Origin of the sequence: Rhodococcus yananensis, assembly GCF_020515525.1 — a bacterium.
Taxonomy (GTDB): domain Bacteria; phylum Actinomycetota; class Actinomycetes; order Mycobacteriales; family Mycobacteriaceae; genus Rhodococcus; species Rhodococcus yananensis.
On sequence record NZ_JAIYEP010000016.1, the window covers coordinates 1 to 12,797 of the forward strand.

The window sequence follows — 12,797 nt, forward strand, 5'->3', positions numbered from 1 at the left end:
CGTTCCTGTGGATCGCGTATCTGGGTGTGCGTTACGGAATCAAGGCCACCGCGACCGAACTGGAACCCGAGACGTTGTACGTCGAGGAGCATCCCGACGCCTACGAGGACCGCACCGGTCTCAGCGTCGGATCGGGGATCGGCGTCGGGGGAGTCGGTGCAGACCGCACGGATGTCGGTGACGCCGACGACCCTGATCTCCCGTCGTCGCGCAGCCGGTACGCCTCCGATCGCCGAGACGAGGATCAGCCGTGACGGGGCTCGGATCCGTCGGCGCCGAGGTGTGGCTCGCCGCGGGCTACTGCCTGGCGATGGTCGGTTTGGCCTATGCCATAGACGGGTTCGCCAGCCGCGCCGCCACGTCCGCGGATGGCGGCCGACTCGGCGGCTTCGTCTATCACGACGATCACGACGCGTGGTTGTGTCCGGAGGACCAGTGGTTGTGGCCGCAGTCCTTCGACCCGGACAACCGGATCATGCGGTACCGGGCGAGCCCGACGGTGTGCAACAGCTGCCCGGTCAAGGACAGTTGCACCTCGTCGTCGTCCGGACGTGAGGTGCAGCGGGCCGTGGATTCGTGGCCCGCCTCGGAGGCCGCCCGGTTCCACCGCGGTATCGCCTGCGCGGCAGTGGTGTTCGGGATCGTCTGGCCGGTCGCCGTCGCGGTGACGGCGCCGGGCGCGGCAGGTCTGGTGGTGCTCGCCGGGGCAGTCCTGCTCGCCGCAGTGCTCAGCGTTCCGCTGTGGTCGCACCTGTGGCGCAGCAGGGTCCACATACCCGAGGGCATGCGGACGCAATCGCTCGACCAGGCTCTCGCGGAGCGTGAGGCTGCGGTCGTCGACGAAGTCAGGCGGCGTTCCCGATACGCGTCGGATCACCGAACGGACAGGAGTGAATCGGCATGACGATCGTGCTCGTCGTCGTCGCGGTGATGGTCGCGGCCTACCTGCTCGCCTCGGTGCGGATGCTCAAGGAGTACGAACGCGGCGTGGCCTTCCGCATCGGCAGGTTGAGAGCGCCGCTCGGTCCCGGAATGGTCGTGGTGTTCCCCGGCCTGGACAAGATGGTCCGGGTGGATCTGCGCGTGGTCACCCTCACGATCCCGCCCCAGGAGGTGATCACCAGCGACAACGTGCCCGCCCGCGTCAACGCCGTCGTCCTGTTCAAGGTCACCGATCCGGTGCAGTCGGTGATGGCGGTGGAGAACCACGCCGTCGCGACGTCGCAGATCGCGCAGACGGCCCTGCGGTCGGTGGTCGGACGCACCGATCTCGACACCCTGCTCGCGCACCGCGACGACCTCAACGAGGATCTCGCCACCTCGATCGCGAAGCAGACCGAGCCGTGGGGTGTGGAGGTGCACGTCGTGGAGATCAAGGACGTCGAGATCCCGGAGGCGATGCAACGCGCGATGGCGCGTCAGGCCGAAGCCGAACGTGAACGTCGCGCCAAGGTCATCAGTGCCCGCGGGGAACTGCAGGCGTCGACGGAACTGCGTGATGCCGCCAAGACCCTCAGCGAGAGTCCGGCGAGTCTTCAACTGCGTTATCTGCAAACACTTCTCGAGCTCGGTGCCGATCAGAACTCGACGGTGGTGTTCCCCATTCCGATCGACATCGTGGGCCCGTTCCTCGACAAGTTCCGCACGCCGGCCGCGCCGGCGCACACCAACGGGCACCGGCCGGACGCGGTCTTCGCGGAAAGGGGTACCGATGGATGACACCGTGGCGGGATCGGTTCGGTCCGGGCGCCGGATCGTTCTGGACCCGGTACCGCCCGGCTTCTGGGCGATCGTCGGCGGCGCTCTCGTCATGGCGCTGGGACCGATGTTCGGGCTGCTTGCGGGCAGCATGATCGGTTTCGGTGACGACGGCAGCTCCGACGCGTTGTTCCTGCTGCTGATCATCGGCATTCTCGTCGGGGGCATCGGCCTCCTCGCCCTGTTGGCGGGCGTACGCCGCTACTACCGATACCGCCGTGCCGTCGGCATCCGAGAGGGCGCACGACCGGCGAGCTGATCGTCGGTCACCCGGTCAGGGACGGTCGAGGTAGGCGGTGCCTTGCTCGAGATCGACGCCGAGCGGTGGGGCGCCCGCTGCGAGATCGTGCCGCGTCGTCTGCTGCCGCTGTTGTTCCTCGACGACGTGCCGATACGACGGCGACAGCAACGTCTGCATCTCACCGAACACGCCGGCGCCGGCCCCCGAACCGCTTCGCCGACGCCAGTAGATCCACCCGCGACGCTCGGCGAACAACCCGAACCGGTCCACCGCGAACCCTGCGACCAGCAACGCGACGATGCCGGCTGTGATGTACATGCGTCCATTCTGCCGGACGCACGGGGAGACGGGTCGTTCGATGCGCTGAGGCTCGTCGAGCGGATCAGTCGATCCTGATCCCGAGGTGTGCGGCGAAGGCGCCCGTCAACGCGACGGCCTGCTCTCCGGTGATCGTGGCGCCCCGCATCCCGTCGAGGTTGCGGACCGTGCCGATGTGCAGGCCGCGCAGATCGACGTGCTCGAAGGTCGCGCGGTGCACGTCCAACTCCCCGACGGTGCAGTCCTCGAACGCGACCCGCGTGAACCGGGCCTCGCTGACATCGAGTTCGTCGAGGATGCAGCCACGGAACACCACGTCGCGCACGGTCGCGCCACGCAGGTTCACCAACCCCAGTTTGCTGTCGGACACGACCACCGACCGCAACCCACAGTCGAACAGGTCCATCGCACCGATCCGGCTCGCGTCGATCCGCACGTTGTGCAGACTGCAGCGTTGCGCCACCATCCGCGGGGCCTGCACACGGGTGATCCGGGTGTCGACGAACCGGGCGTCCGCGACGTCGAGTTCGTCGACCGTCAGCCCGCGCAGTTCGGACGCCGTGAGCGCCGCACCGGCCAGTTCGCACGTACCGAGCACCGCGTCGGTGACGAGGATCTGCTCGTACGTGCTGTGTGGAACGAGTTCGTCGGCGTCGTGGTCGTCGAGGTCGACCGGTCGCAGGGCATCGATCCGGGGTGCTCGGGTGGCGCGGTCGGCCATGGGGTGATGTACTCCTGAGTTCGTTCGACGGCCGCGTCGTCGGCCGCCCTCCTCTGTGTACACCGTGGGACGATCCGGGGATGGAGCAGCCCGGATACGACGCCCTCGCAGACCTCTACGACCGGACCTTCCCCGATCCCTACCTGACGGCGCTCGAGCGGCACGCCGTCGCGGCCTTCGCCGATCACGTACTCGACGGCGACGTCGGCGGTGTTGTGCTGGACGTCGGCTGCGGAGTCGGACATGTCACGGCGGATCTGGCTGAGCGCGGACTCGAGGTGATCGGTGTCGATCCGAGCCGGGAGATGCTCGGGTTCGCGCGTCGGCACCACCCGGATCTGCGGTTCGTGCACGACGATGCACGGCTCGGTTCGGTGGACCTGGAAGGCAGGGGGATCGCGGGAATTCTCGCCCGGTTCAGTCTCATCCACGTACCGCCCACACAGATCCCGGATGTGCTGGCCGGCTGGGCCGATCGGATGGCTCCGGGTTCGGTCGTCGCGGTGGCGGGACAGGGCACGGACGAGGTGGGCCGGGTACTCGAATTCGATCATCGGGTGACACCGGCGTGGCGCTGGCATCCGGACCGGATGTCGGCTGCACTCGCGGACGCCGGTTTCGACGAACTGTGGCGGACGGTGAGCCGTCCGTTCGACGAGCTTCACCGGTTTCCGGAGTTCCATGTGGTGGCTCGTCGCGGATGAGGAGGTGCGCGTCGATCCGGACGATCCCGCAGCGCCGACGACGAGCGTCGCCATGTTGTCCGACGAATTGCTCGAACCGAAGCCGCAGACCGAGTCCGTGGGTCCGGCGCGCGTTGTCGGCGCCGGCCGGTTCTTCCGCGACACGGTTGGAGCTCAGCGCGCAAGCACGGTGAGTCCGTGCTTGCGCAGCAGATCCTTGACCGCGTCGTGCTCGTCGCGGATGTACGCCTTGGCGAGTAGGTCGTTGAAGGTGTCGGACAGCTGCGGATCCTGCTCGTCGACCGGGACAACCAGCATCCGGCCGCCGCCGATGAGCAAACTGTTCGCGACGAACAAGGCTGTGCGCCTGTTCCCGTCCTCGAACGGTTGGGCTTTGGCGAGCTGCACGAACAGATCCAGCGCGTTCTCTGTGGCATCCCCGCAGGTCAGCGAGTCGATGAGCTGCTGTAGGTCGTCCTCGGTCAACGCGGGAGGTGTGTGCCGCCCATACCGGGTACGAACACCGATCTGCTGGTCCCGGGTTCGAAGCTGTCCGGGGTGCAGCGCGCCACTGCGGGTGATCTGAGCGTTGATCGCGCGGACGTACGGGGCGTCGATCAGCCGGTCGTGGTGGTCGATGATGAACTGCGCGACATCCCTGAGGTCTTCGAGTAGCGCAAGGTCGGCGCGGGAGGAGACTCCGGCCAGGCTTCCTGAGCGTAGGAAGTTCTCGGTATCGAGGCGACCGGTGGCGAGGCCGTCGAACACCTTCCCCGAGGAGTAGACGGCACCGGCCAGGTCGGTGATGTCGATCGCGGACAACAGGGCTCTCCTTGTGTGTTGTGGGTGGTTGCCGCGGCGGTTGCCGACGAGGGCAGAGTGCGGGTTCTGCGGGTGATGTTGAGGGCCGGACCATCAGCTCGCCGGCGGTGAGACGATGCGCACTGACCTCGGCGGGCGAGCAACGGTGAGGCCGCATCGCCGAGCAGCTGCTGCGAACGGCTCAGGGTTCGGGTCGGTCGGCCAGTCTGCCTCGCCGGCTTCCCTGAACAGGGCGACCGCGTTCGGGTTCGGCCCGGTGGTGAACCGGGTTCGGTACCGCAGCCCAGCGAAGGCGGCATCGAACCCCGCGGCCCACTCCTGCGGCACCGCGTAGGGGGTCATCGACGACAATTCCCGGGTCAGGCCGTAGTCCGCAGCTGCGTCTGCGCAGGTGTCGGCCACACGGTGTGGGTGTGGCACGGCCAGGGTGGACAGCTGGCGGGTGACGGCGAAGTCTTCGCTGATCACCCCAGTCGTCGCGAGGGCTTCTCCGACAGTTTCTCGGATCGCGGTGAGTTCGTCGAACGCGAGGTAGCAGGTACCTCGCGGCGGGGTCAGATCGAACCGGCCGCCACCGGAGGAAGCGAACCACCACGGACCGTTCGCGGCCTGGTGGCCGCGGATGAGGGGCTGTGCTGCGGTGAGCTCGCAGTCCGGAAACGTGTGCAGGGGCCGGGTCGGTGGGCGAAGCGCAACGGAGTCTCGGCTCACGCGGCCCACCGCTGCGCGTCGGCGTCAGCCAACGCCATGACGGTGTCGAGGGGGCGGTCGGCGGTGACCCAGTCGACTGCACTGAGGTCGCCGAGTTCACGCTGCGGGCTTCGCAGCCAGACTGCGCAGGTCCACGGGTCGGCGGCAGGCCGCAGGGTCCTCCACAGCGCAATCAGGTGCGGATGCACCGTTGCCTCGTCCGTGAACTGCCAGGTCGGATAGACCCACTGGCCGTCGTCGGCGAGTCGACAGGCGATCACGGAGTCGGCGGCCACGGCCTTGTTGACCGCTTGGCGGCTCACGCGCCACCACTGTGTCAGGCCGGCAGTGTCGTAGAACGGGCCGACCAACTGGTCGTAGACGTGGCTGGCGGGCAGTGCCGCGGTCATCGAGCGGGCGATCGATTCGACATCGTCGAAGACCTCGGCGGGGACGCCCGCTGCGCGCGCGTCTGCGAACGTCTGGTGGACACGGCGGGTGAGAAGGTCCATGAGCTTGCGTTCCTGTTCGACCAGGGTGTTCATGCGAGATCTCCTCGTTCGTCAACCATGTCAACCCAAGTATCCTCAGGTCCGTCAACCACGTCAATGAGCGGACGGGGTTGCTTCGATCCGTCCGAGGTTGGCTCCGCCGACCACCCCGATGCGGCCGCGGTCGAAGCCTGCGCAGACGGACTGAACTCAGGGGAACACATGTTCGATATGCTGCTGAGGCACGAGGTGGTGAGCGCATGGGATGGAACAACGGTCCACCGACCTGGTCCGAGATGGAGCGGGTGCTCTCCGGCCGGCCCCGCTCCGGTGGCAGGTCCGAACCCGACCACCCCGGCGACGGCAACGACGCCCCCGCGTGGTCGCGCAGCCGCGGCGACTACACGGGCTCCGTGCGCGCACCCGGCGAGCCGGTCGTTCCGTACGCCGAACTGCACGCGCACTCCGCGTACAGCTTCCTGGGCGGCGCCTCCACCCCGGAACAGCTCGTCGAGGAGGCGGCGCGACTCGGTCTCGAAGCGATCGCGCTGACCGATCACGACGGTCTCTACGGTGTCGTGCGTTTCGCCGAGGCCGCCCGCGCACTCGGCGTGCGCACCGTCTTCGGTGCCGAACTGGGCCTCGGCGACGCCCACCTGCTCGTGCTGGCCCGCGGGCAGGAGGGATACCGGCGCCTGTCGCGGCAGATCGCTGCCGCCCACCTGGCCGGGGGAGCGAAGAACGAACCCCGCTACGACTACGACGCCCTCACCGCCGCCGCCGGTGGGCACTGGCAGATCCTCACCGGATGCCGACGCGGCCACGTGCGTCGCGCGCTCGACGCCGGCGGAGTCGACGCCGCGGATATCGCACTGCGCGATCTCGTCGACCGATTCGGTGCCGACCGTGTCACCGTCGAACTGACCCGGCACGGCCTGCCCGACGACCATGAACGCAACGTCGTACTCGCCGAACTCGCACGGCGACACGGACTGTCGTGTGTCGCGACCGCCGCGGCCCATTACGCGGCGCCCGAACAGCGCCGGCTCGCGATGGCGATGGCCGCGATTTCCGAACGTCAGGATCTCGACGCCGCCGCGGGCCGGTTGTCGCCGACCGGCGGTGGGCACCTGCGGTCGGGGGCAGAAATGACCCGACTGTTCGAGGCCTTCCCCGGCGCGGTGGACACCGCGGCCGAACTCGGTCGCGCCTGCGCGTTCGATCTACGCCTGATCGCCCCGAAGCTGCCGCCCTTCGACGTACCCGACGGGCACACCGAGCAGACGTGGCTGCGCGCACTGACCTTCGAGGGCGCGCAGCGCCGCTACGGGACACCCGAGCACAACCGCGCCGCTTATCGACAGCTCGAGCACGAACTCGGCATCATCGACAGTCTCGGTTTTCCCGGCTACTTCCTCGTCGTCCACGACATCGTCCGATTCTGCAAGGACAACGACATCCTCTGCCAGGGAAGAGGTTCCGCCGCAAACTCTGCGGTATGCCACGCGATCGGCATCACCAACGTCGATCCCGTCCGCAACGGGTTGCTCTTCGAGCGGTTTCTCTCACCGGAACGTGACGGCCCACCCGATATCGATCTCGACATCGAATCGGACCGTCGTGAAGAGGCCATCCAGTACGTCTACCGCAGGTACGGCCGCGACTACGCTGCGCAGGTCGCCAATGTCGTCACCTATCGCGGACGCTCCGCGGTACGCGACATGGCGCGTGCCCTCGGCCATTCGCAGGGACAGCAGGACGCATGGAGCAAACAGATCGGCCGCTGGGGTGGGGTGCGCTCCGAGACCGATGTCGACATTCCCGAACCCGTCCTGGATCTGGCGGCGCAGATCGAAGGACTGCCGCGACACCTGGGTATCCATTCCGGCGGCATGGTCATCTGCGACCGCCCGATCGCCGACGTGTGCCCCGTCGAATGGGCGCGCATGCCCGGCCGCACCGTCCTGCAATGGGACAAGGACGACTGCGCCGCGGCGGGACTGGTGAAGTTCGACCTGCTCGGCCTGGGCATGCTCTCGGCGCTGCACTACATGATCGATCTCGTGGCCGAACACGAAGGCGTCGACGTCGACCTGGCACACCTCGACCTGTCGGAGCAGGGTGTCTACGACATGCTGTGTCGCGCCGATTCGGTCGGGGTGTTCCAGGTGGAGTCCCGAGCCCAGATGGCTACCCTGCCCCGATTGAAGCCCCGCACCTTCTACGATCTCGTCGTCGAGGTCGCGCTGATCCGCCCGGGCCCCATCCAGGGCGGCTCGGTGCACCCGTACATCCGCCGCCGCAACGGACTCGAACCCGTCGTGTACGACCACCCCTGCCTCGAGAACTCCCTCGGGCGTACCCTCGGGGTGCCGTTGTTCCAGGAACAGCTCATGCAGATGGCCGTCGACGCCGCCGGATTCACCCCCGCCGAAGCCGACCGGTTGCGTCGCGCGATGGGATCGAAGCGGTCACCGGAGAAGATGGAACAACTGCGCGCACGGTTCCACGAGGGCATGCGCGAACTCCACGGCATCACCGGCGACGTAGCCGATCGCATCTACGAGAAGGTGTATGCGTTCGCGAACTTCGGTTTCCCGGAAAGCCATTCGCAGAGCTTCGCGTCGCTGGTGTTCTATTCCGCGTGGTTCAAACTGCATCACCCGGCCGCGTTCTGCGCGGGACTGCTGCGCGCGCAACCCATGGGGTTCTACTCACCGCAGTCGCTGGTCGCCGACGCCCGTCGCCACGGTGTCACCGTGCACGGACCCGACATCGGTGTGAGCCTGCCACACGCCACCGTCGAGAACGCCGGGAAGGACGTCCGCCTCGGCCTCGGAGCCGTGCGGCACATCGGCGACGACCTCGCCGGCCGCATCGTCGCGGACCGGGACGCCCACGGGCCGTACGTCTCGCTGCTGGATCTGACCTCCCGCATCGAACTCACCGCCGCGCAGACAGAAGCGCTCGCGACCGCCGGGGCGCTGTCCGGATTCGGGATCACCCGACGGGAAGCGCTGTGGGCCGCGGGTCCCGCCGCCACCCAACGGCCCGGACGGCTCCCCGGGGTCGGATCGCACACGAACGCCCCGGCACTTCCCGGCATGAGCGACGTCGAACTCGCCGCCGCAGACGTGTGGGCCACCGGTGTGTCGCCCGGCAGCTATCCCACCGAGTTCCTCCGCGACCGGCTCGACGCTCTCGGGGTGGTCCCCGCCGCGAACCTGCTCGACGTTCCCGACGGCACCCGGGTGCTCGTCGGGGGAGCGGTCACCCACCGGCAGCGACCGGCCACCGCGGCAGGAGTCACCTTCCTCAACCTCGAGGACGAGACGGGCATGGTCAACGTCGTGTGCTCGGTCGGGTTGTGGGCGCGACACCGCACCCTCGCACACACGGCCCCGGCGCTGCTGGTGCGCGGACAGGTCCAGAATGCGGAGGGCGCCGTCACCGTCGTCGCCGACCACCTGCAACGGATGGATCTCCGGATCACCGGGAGATCCCGGGATTTTCGTTAGCATCGCCGCATGCGACGTCTGCTACCGGTCCTGCTGTTCGTCCTCGTCGCGCTCGTCACCGCGGGCTGCGACAGCTCGGGAGGCGGTGGACCGGACTCGGGTGGCCCGGGCGTGTCGTCGTCGATGCCGGCCCTGTCCGACGGAGCACGGGAATCCGCACCGGACGCCGACCGCAAGGAGATTGTCACCGGACGCATCGAACTCACCGCCGCCGACCCCGTCTCCACCGGTCGCGAGGTGGTCACCGTCGTCGAGGCCGCCGGCGGCCGTGTCGATTCGCTCACCGAACAACCCGAGACGAGCAGTGTGCTCACGGTGCGCGTGCCGGCGGGTTCTCTCGACTCCGTCATCGACGACGTGAGCACGCTCGGGACGGTGACGAGTCTGACCACCGGCCGCGACGACGTCACCATGCGGTACACCGACCTCGAGGCACGGGTCGGTGCCTTGCGCGCCTCCGTCGAGCGGTTGCGTGCCCTCATGGACTCGGCGACCAGCACCGCCGATCTCATCGAGGCGGAGAGCGCCCTCGCCGAACGGCAGGCCGACCTCGACAGTCTCGAAGCGCAGCGCAGGCAGCTCGACGACCGCATCGACCTGTCCACCCTCACCGTCGACATCAGCACCGACCGGCGCCCCTCCGACCAGGACAGTTTCTGGGACGGCCTCGTCTCCGGCTGGAACTCACTGTGGCGGACCCTGGGTGACGCGGTGGTCGCCGCGGGTGTCGCGCTACCGTGGGTGGTGTTCCTGATCGTGTGCGGCGGCGTCGTCTACCTCGTGGTCCGCATCGTCGCTCGATTCGGACGATCCTCCGCCGGCACTCCCGGCGACACTCCCGACGAGAGGACCGACAACGATGCGTGAAGTCGACCTGGCCGCACTCGAGACCGCACTCGCCGACGGCGCGCCCGTCATCGACGTCCGGGAGATCGACGAATACCGGCAGGTGCGGGTGCCCGGTGTCGTGAACATTCCGCTCAGCGAGTTCGTCGCCCGCATCGGCGAGATCCCCACCGACCGGAAGGTATACGTGATCTGCGCGGTCGGTGGTCGCAGTCTGCAGGCCGCCGACTACCTGGCCGGTCGCGGTGTCGACGCGGTCTCCGTCGCCGGCGGCACCGACGCCTGGCACCTGTCGGGTCGCCCCGTCGACAGCGGGGAGTAGTCGGCAGCGGGGAGTGGCCGTGTCACGAAATGCTGCGATCGTGCGGGTGATGCGTGTTGGATGGGGGGGGCTATGAGGTTACGTCGCGGTCGTGTCGTTCGCAGTCGTGTGGTGGTCGCCGGAATGTGCGCCGCAGTCGTCGTGTCCCTGGCCGCGTGCGGCGACGACACCGAAGCAGTCGCAACCGAAGCAGTCGAAACCGAGGCGGATGCCACGACCACCGAGGTCGCGTCGGCGCCGACCGAACCCGCCGCGGTCGCCGAACCGTACCGCGCCGACGCGGAGCAGGTCGTCGGGTCCACCGACCGCGTCGACTACGACGTCTTCATCCCGCAGCTCGCGGAGGGAGACCCCGCGGTGACGGCAGAGTTCAACGAGTCGATGCGCGCGGCGTTGCAGGACATGATCGACACCCACGACACCGACCGATACACCCTGTCTACGCAGGAGTACGACGTCACCCGGATCGGTGAGCGCGTCGTCGCGGGTCTGCTCGTCGTCTCCTACAACATGAACCCGCCCGGAGCGCACCCCAGCCCGCTGTTGGCGACCGTCGTCGTCGACACGGACACGGCGACTCCGGTGACCCTCACCGACATCTTCCCGGATCTGCCGGCGGGACTCGAGCGCCTGTCGGAGCAATCGGCGCTGCTGTTGCCCGACACCGCGGCGGGACCGAACTTCGACCGCAGCGGCATCGAGCCGACGGAGGCGAACTTCGCGAACTGGCTGCCCACCCCCGAGGGGATGGAGATCCACTTCGGTGACTATCAGGTGGGTCCGCACGCCATCGGCCTCGTCACCGTCACCGTGCCGTGGGAGTCGCTCGCCGATGTCGCCGACCCCGACGTCGTGGCTGTCCTCGCGTCCTGACCGAGCGGATCGCGTCCCGACCGAGCGAACGTACCACTCGCTCGAACCAATCGACCGAACGATACATTCGCCCACGTCAGAGGGGGTTGGGGCGGGTCAGATGGCGCCGTCGTAGCCCAGCTGACGCCACGCCTCGTAGGCCGCGACCGCCGCCGCGTTCGACAGGTTCAGTGAGCGACGTCCCGGCAGCATCGGAATCCGCACCTGCTCGGTGATGTGTGGGTCGGCCAGGATCTCGTCGGACAGGCCGGTCGGCTCCGGCCCGAACAGCAGTACGTCCCCGGGGCGGTACGCGACGTCGGCGAACGAGGTCGTGGCATGCGCGGTGAACGCGAACACCCGCGCGTCGGGCATCGCAGTCCACGCCGCCTGCAGATCGGCGTGCACCCGCACGTGCGCCAGGTCGTGGTAGTCGAGGCCGGCGCGGCGCAGCTTCGGCTCCGACAGATCGAAGCCGAGCGGCTCCACCAGGTGCAGTTCCGCGCCCGTCGCGGCGACCATGCGGATCGCGTTGCCGGTGTTCGGCGGGATTCGGGGTTCGAGGAACATGACGTGGAGCACGGGAGACCAGCTTGCCAGAACCTCGAATCGGGGGTCACAGGACCGGTCGCGGTACGGGGGGCGACGGTCGCCTGGAACAATGGTCGCCGTGACTGCGACCATCCTGGACGGCAAGGCGACCCGCGACGAGATTTTCGAGGATCTGAAGGCCCGTGTGGCCGCGCTGAAGAGCAAGGGCATCACGCCCGGCCTCGGCACGATCCTCGTCGGTGACGATCCGGGCTCGGCGGCGTATGTGCGCGGTAAGCACAACGACTGCGCGAAGGTCGGTATCACCTCGATCCGCAAGGACCTGCCCGCCGACATCACGCAGGAACAACTCGAGGCCGCGATCGACGAACTCAACGCCGATCCCGCCTGCACCGGTTACATCGTGCAGCTCCCGCTGCCCCGACACCTCGACGAGAACGCCGCTCTCGAACGCATCGATCCCGACAAGGACGCCGACGGTCTGCACCCGGTGAACCTGGGCCGGCTCGTCCTCGGCAAGGATGCGCCGTTGCCGTGCACCCCCCGCGGCATCGTCCATCTGCTGCGCCGCTACGACGTTCCGATCGCCGGCGCCCACGTAGTGGTCATCGGACGCGGCGTCACCGTCGGACGTCCGATCGGTCTGTTGCTCACACGCCGCAGTGAGAACGCGACGGTGACCCTGTGTCACACCGGCACGACCGACCTGGCCGCGGAGGTACGGCGCGCCGACATCGTCGTCGCGGCTGCCGGTGTTCCGGGGCTGATCACCGCCGACATGGTCAAGCCCGGTGCCGCCGTCCTCGACGTGGGCGTCTCCCGCACGGACGAGGGACTGCGCGGAGACGTCGCCGACGACGTGCGCGAGGTGGCGGGTTTCGTGTCGCCGAATCCCGGTGGTGTCGGACCGCTCACTCGCGCGTTCCTGCTGACGAACGTAGTGGAGCGCGCCGAACAGACGGCCGATCGCTGAACGCGGGGAT

The 12,797-nt window shown here is 68.3% G+C and carries 16 protein-coding genes; 10 read left to right on the forward strand and 6 right to left on the reverse strand.

Annotated elements, in window-relative coordinates; all coding sequences use genetic code 11:
* The 4 genes from LDQ05_RS06005 to LDQ05_RS06020 form a co-directional block, all read left to right on the forward strand.
* Positions 1-254: hypothetical protein (locus LDQ05_RS06005; RefSeq protein ID WP_226435983.1), on the forward strand; the 254-nt coding region annotated here is incomplete at its 5' end.
* 56 nt (positions 255-310) lie between these two features.
* Positions 311-904 (forward strand): hypothetical protein, encoded by a 594-nt coding sequence (locus tag LDQ05_RS06010; protein WP_264184511.1) that lies wholly within the window; start codon positions 311-313, stop codon positions 902-904.
* 26 nt (positions 905-930) lie between these two features.
* Entirely contained in the window at positions 931-1,719 is a 789-nt protein-coding gene (locus tag LDQ05_RS06015) for a slipin family protein (RefSeq protein WP_372461042.1), read from the forward strand.
* On the forward strand, positions 1,712-2,017 hold the full coding sequence (locus LDQ05_RS06020; protein WP_226435986.1) for a hypothetical protein: 306 nt from the start codon (positions 1,712-1,714) through the stop codon (positions 2,015-2,017). Before LDQ05_RS06015 ends, LDQ05_RS06020 begins: the two co-directional genes overlap by 8 nt.
* A gap of 15 nt (positions 2,018-2,032) precedes the next feature.
* On the opposite strand, the gene LDQ05_RS06025 is transcribed toward LDQ05_RS06020, so the two are convergent.
* Together LDQ05_RS06025 and LDQ05_RS06030 are read right to left on the reverse strand one after the other, a co-directional pair.
* On the reverse strand, positions 2,033-2,317 hold the full coding sequence (locus LDQ05_RS06025) for a DUF6191 domain-containing protein (RefSeq protein WP_226435987.1): 285 nt from the start codon (positions 2,315-2,317) through the stop codon (positions 2,033-2,035).
* 64 nt (positions 2,318-2,381) lie between these two features.
* The gene (locus tag LDQ05_RS06030; RefSeq protein ID WP_226435988.1) at positions 2,382-3,038 is read right to left on the reverse strand and encodes a pentapeptide repeat-containing protein; all 657 of its coding nucleotides are present in this window, start codon (positions 3,036-3,038) and stop codon (positions 2,382-2,384) included.
* Between the two features lie 80 nt (positions 3,039-3,118).
* Between LDQ05_RS06030 and LDQ05_RS06035 the strand changes: the two genes are divergently transcribed.
* Positions 3,119-3,742, forward strand: coding sequence for a class I SAM-dependent methyltransferase (locus tag LDQ05_RS06035; RefSeq protein ID WP_226435989.1), 624 nt, complete (start codon positions 3,119-3,121; stop codon positions 3,740-3,742).
* Between the two features lie 153 nt (positions 3,743-3,895).
* Here LDQ05_RS06035 and LDQ05_RS06040 read toward each other — a convergent pair whose 3' ends face one another.
* The 3 genes from LDQ05_RS06040 to LDQ05_RS06050 form a co-directional block, all read right to left on the reverse strand.
* A complete protein-coding gene (locus LDQ05_RS06040; protein WP_226435990.1) occupies positions 3,896-4,543 on the reverse strand; it encodes a Fic family protein in 648 nt (215 codons plus the stop codon).
* A 93-nt stretch (positions 4,544-4,636) separates the two neighbouring features.
* Positions 4,637-5,263 carry an RES domain-containing protein gene (locus tag LDQ05_RS06045; RefSeq protein ID WP_308013167.1) on the reverse strand — a complete coding sequence of 209 codons (627 nt, stop codon included), beginning with the start codon at positions 5,261-5,263 and terminating at the stop codon, positions 4,637-4,639.
* Positions 5,251-5,778 carry a hypothetical protein gene (locus tag LDQ05_RS06050; protein ID WP_226435992.1) on the reverse strand — a complete coding sequence of 176 codons (528 nt, stop codon included), beginning with the start codon at positions 5,776-5,778 and terminating at the stop codon, positions 5,251-5,253. The genes LDQ05_RS06045 and LDQ05_RS06050 overlap by 13 nt, the downstream gene beginning before the upstream one ends.
* Positions 5,779-5,984: 206 nt before the next feature.
* On the opposite strand from LDQ05_RS06050, the gene LDQ05_RS06055 reads away from it, so the two are divergent.
* The 4 genes from LDQ05_RS06055 (at position 5,985) to LDQ05_RS06070 (ending at position 11,283) form a co-directional block, all read left to right on the forward strand.
* Complete coding sequence (locus LDQ05_RS06055; RefSeq protein WP_226435993.1) at positions 5,985-9,242, forward strand: error-prone DNA polymerase; 3,258 nt, start codon at positions 5,985-5,987, stop codon at positions 9,240-9,242.
* Between the two features lie 9 nt (positions 9,243-9,251).
* Complete coding sequence (locus LDQ05_RS06060; protein WP_226435994.1) at positions 9,252-10,109, forward strand: DUF4349 domain-containing protein; 858 nt, start codon at positions 9,252-9,254, stop codon at positions 10,107-10,109.
* A complete protein-coding gene (locus LDQ05_RS06065) occupies positions 10,102-10,410 on the forward strand; it encodes a rhodanese-like domain-containing protein (RefSeq protein WP_226435995.1) in 309 nt (102 codons plus the stop codon). Before LDQ05_RS06060 ends, LDQ05_RS06065 begins: the two co-directional genes overlap by 8 nt.
* A gap of 123 nt (positions 10,411-10,533) precedes the next feature.
* The gene (locus LDQ05_RS06070) at positions 10,534-11,283 is read left to right on the forward strand and encodes an RsiV family protein (RefSeq protein ID WP_226435996.1); all 750 of its coding nucleotides are present in this window, start codon (positions 10,534-10,536) and stop codon (positions 11,281-11,283) included.
* 96 nt (positions 11,284-11,379) lie between these two features.
* Here LDQ05_RS06070 and LDQ05_RS06075 read toward each other — a convergent pair whose 3' ends face one another.
* Positions 11,380-11,844 (reverse strand): tRNA (cytidine(34)-2'-O)-methyltransferase, encoded by a 465-nt coding sequence (locus tag LDQ05_RS06075; protein ID WP_226435997.1) that lies wholly within the window; start codon positions 11,842-11,844, stop codon positions 11,380-11,382.
* 88 nt (positions 11,845-11,932) lie between these two features.
* Here LDQ05_RS06075 and LDQ05_RS06080 point away from each other — a divergent pair, with 88 nt between their 5' ends.
* Complete coding sequence (locus tag LDQ05_RS06080) at positions 11,933-12,787, forward strand: bifunctional methylenetetrahydrofolate dehydrogenase/methenyltetrahydrofolate cyclohydrolase (RefSeq protein ID WP_226435998.1); 855 nt, start codon at positions 11,933-11,935, stop codon at positions 12,785-12,787.
* Positions 12,788-12,797 lie beyond the last annotated feature (10 nt).

Excerpts from the sequence above, each read along its gene's own strand:
- LDQ05_RS06010 (WP_264184511.1), top strand. The coding sequence starts at position 311 with ATGGTCGGTTTGGCCTATGCCATAGACGGGTTCGCCAGCCGCGCCGCC.
- LDQ05_RS06015 (WP_372461042.1), top strand. The coding sequence starts at position 931 with ATGGTCGCGGCCTACCTGCTCGCCTCGGTGCGGATGCTCAAGGAGTAC.
- LDQ05_RS06020 (WP_226435986.1), top strand. The coding sequence starts at position 1,712 with ATGGATGACACCGTGGCGGGATCGGTTCGGTCCGGGCGCCGGATCGTT.
- LDQ05_RS06025 (WP_226435987.1), bottom strand. The coding sequence starts at position 2,317 with ATGTACATCACAGCCGGCATCGTCGCGTTGCTGGTCGCAGGGTTCGCG.
- LDQ05_RS06030 (WP_226435988.1), bottom strand. The coding sequence starts at position 3,038 with ATGGCCGACCGCGCCACCCGAGCACCCCGGATCGATGCCCTGCGACCG.
- LDQ05_RS06035 (WP_226435989.1), top strand. The coding sequence starts at position 3,119 with ATGGAGCAGCCCGGATACGACGCCCTCGCAGACCTCTACGACCGGACC.
- LDQ05_RS06050 (WP_226435992.1), bottom strand. The coding sequence starts at position 5,778 with ATGAACACCCTGGTCGAACAGGAACGCAAGCTCATGGACCTTCTCACC.
- LDQ05_RS06055 (WP_226435993.1), top strand. The coding sequence starts at position 5,985 with ATGGGATGGAACAACGGTCCACCGACCTGGTCCGAGATGGAGCGGGTG.
- LDQ05_RS06060 (WP_226435994.1), top strand. The coding sequence starts at position 9,252 with ATGCGACGTCTGCTACCGGTCCTGCTGTTCGTCCTCGTCGCGCTCGTC.
- LDQ05_RS06065 (WP_226435995.1), top strand. The coding sequence starts at position 10,102 with ATGCGTGAAGTCGACCTGGCCGCACTCGAGACCGCACTCGCCGACGGC.
- LDQ05_RS06070 (WP_226435996.1), top strand. The coding sequence starts at position 10,534 with ATGTGCGCCGCAGTCGTCGTGTCCCTGGCCGCGTGCGGCGACGACACC.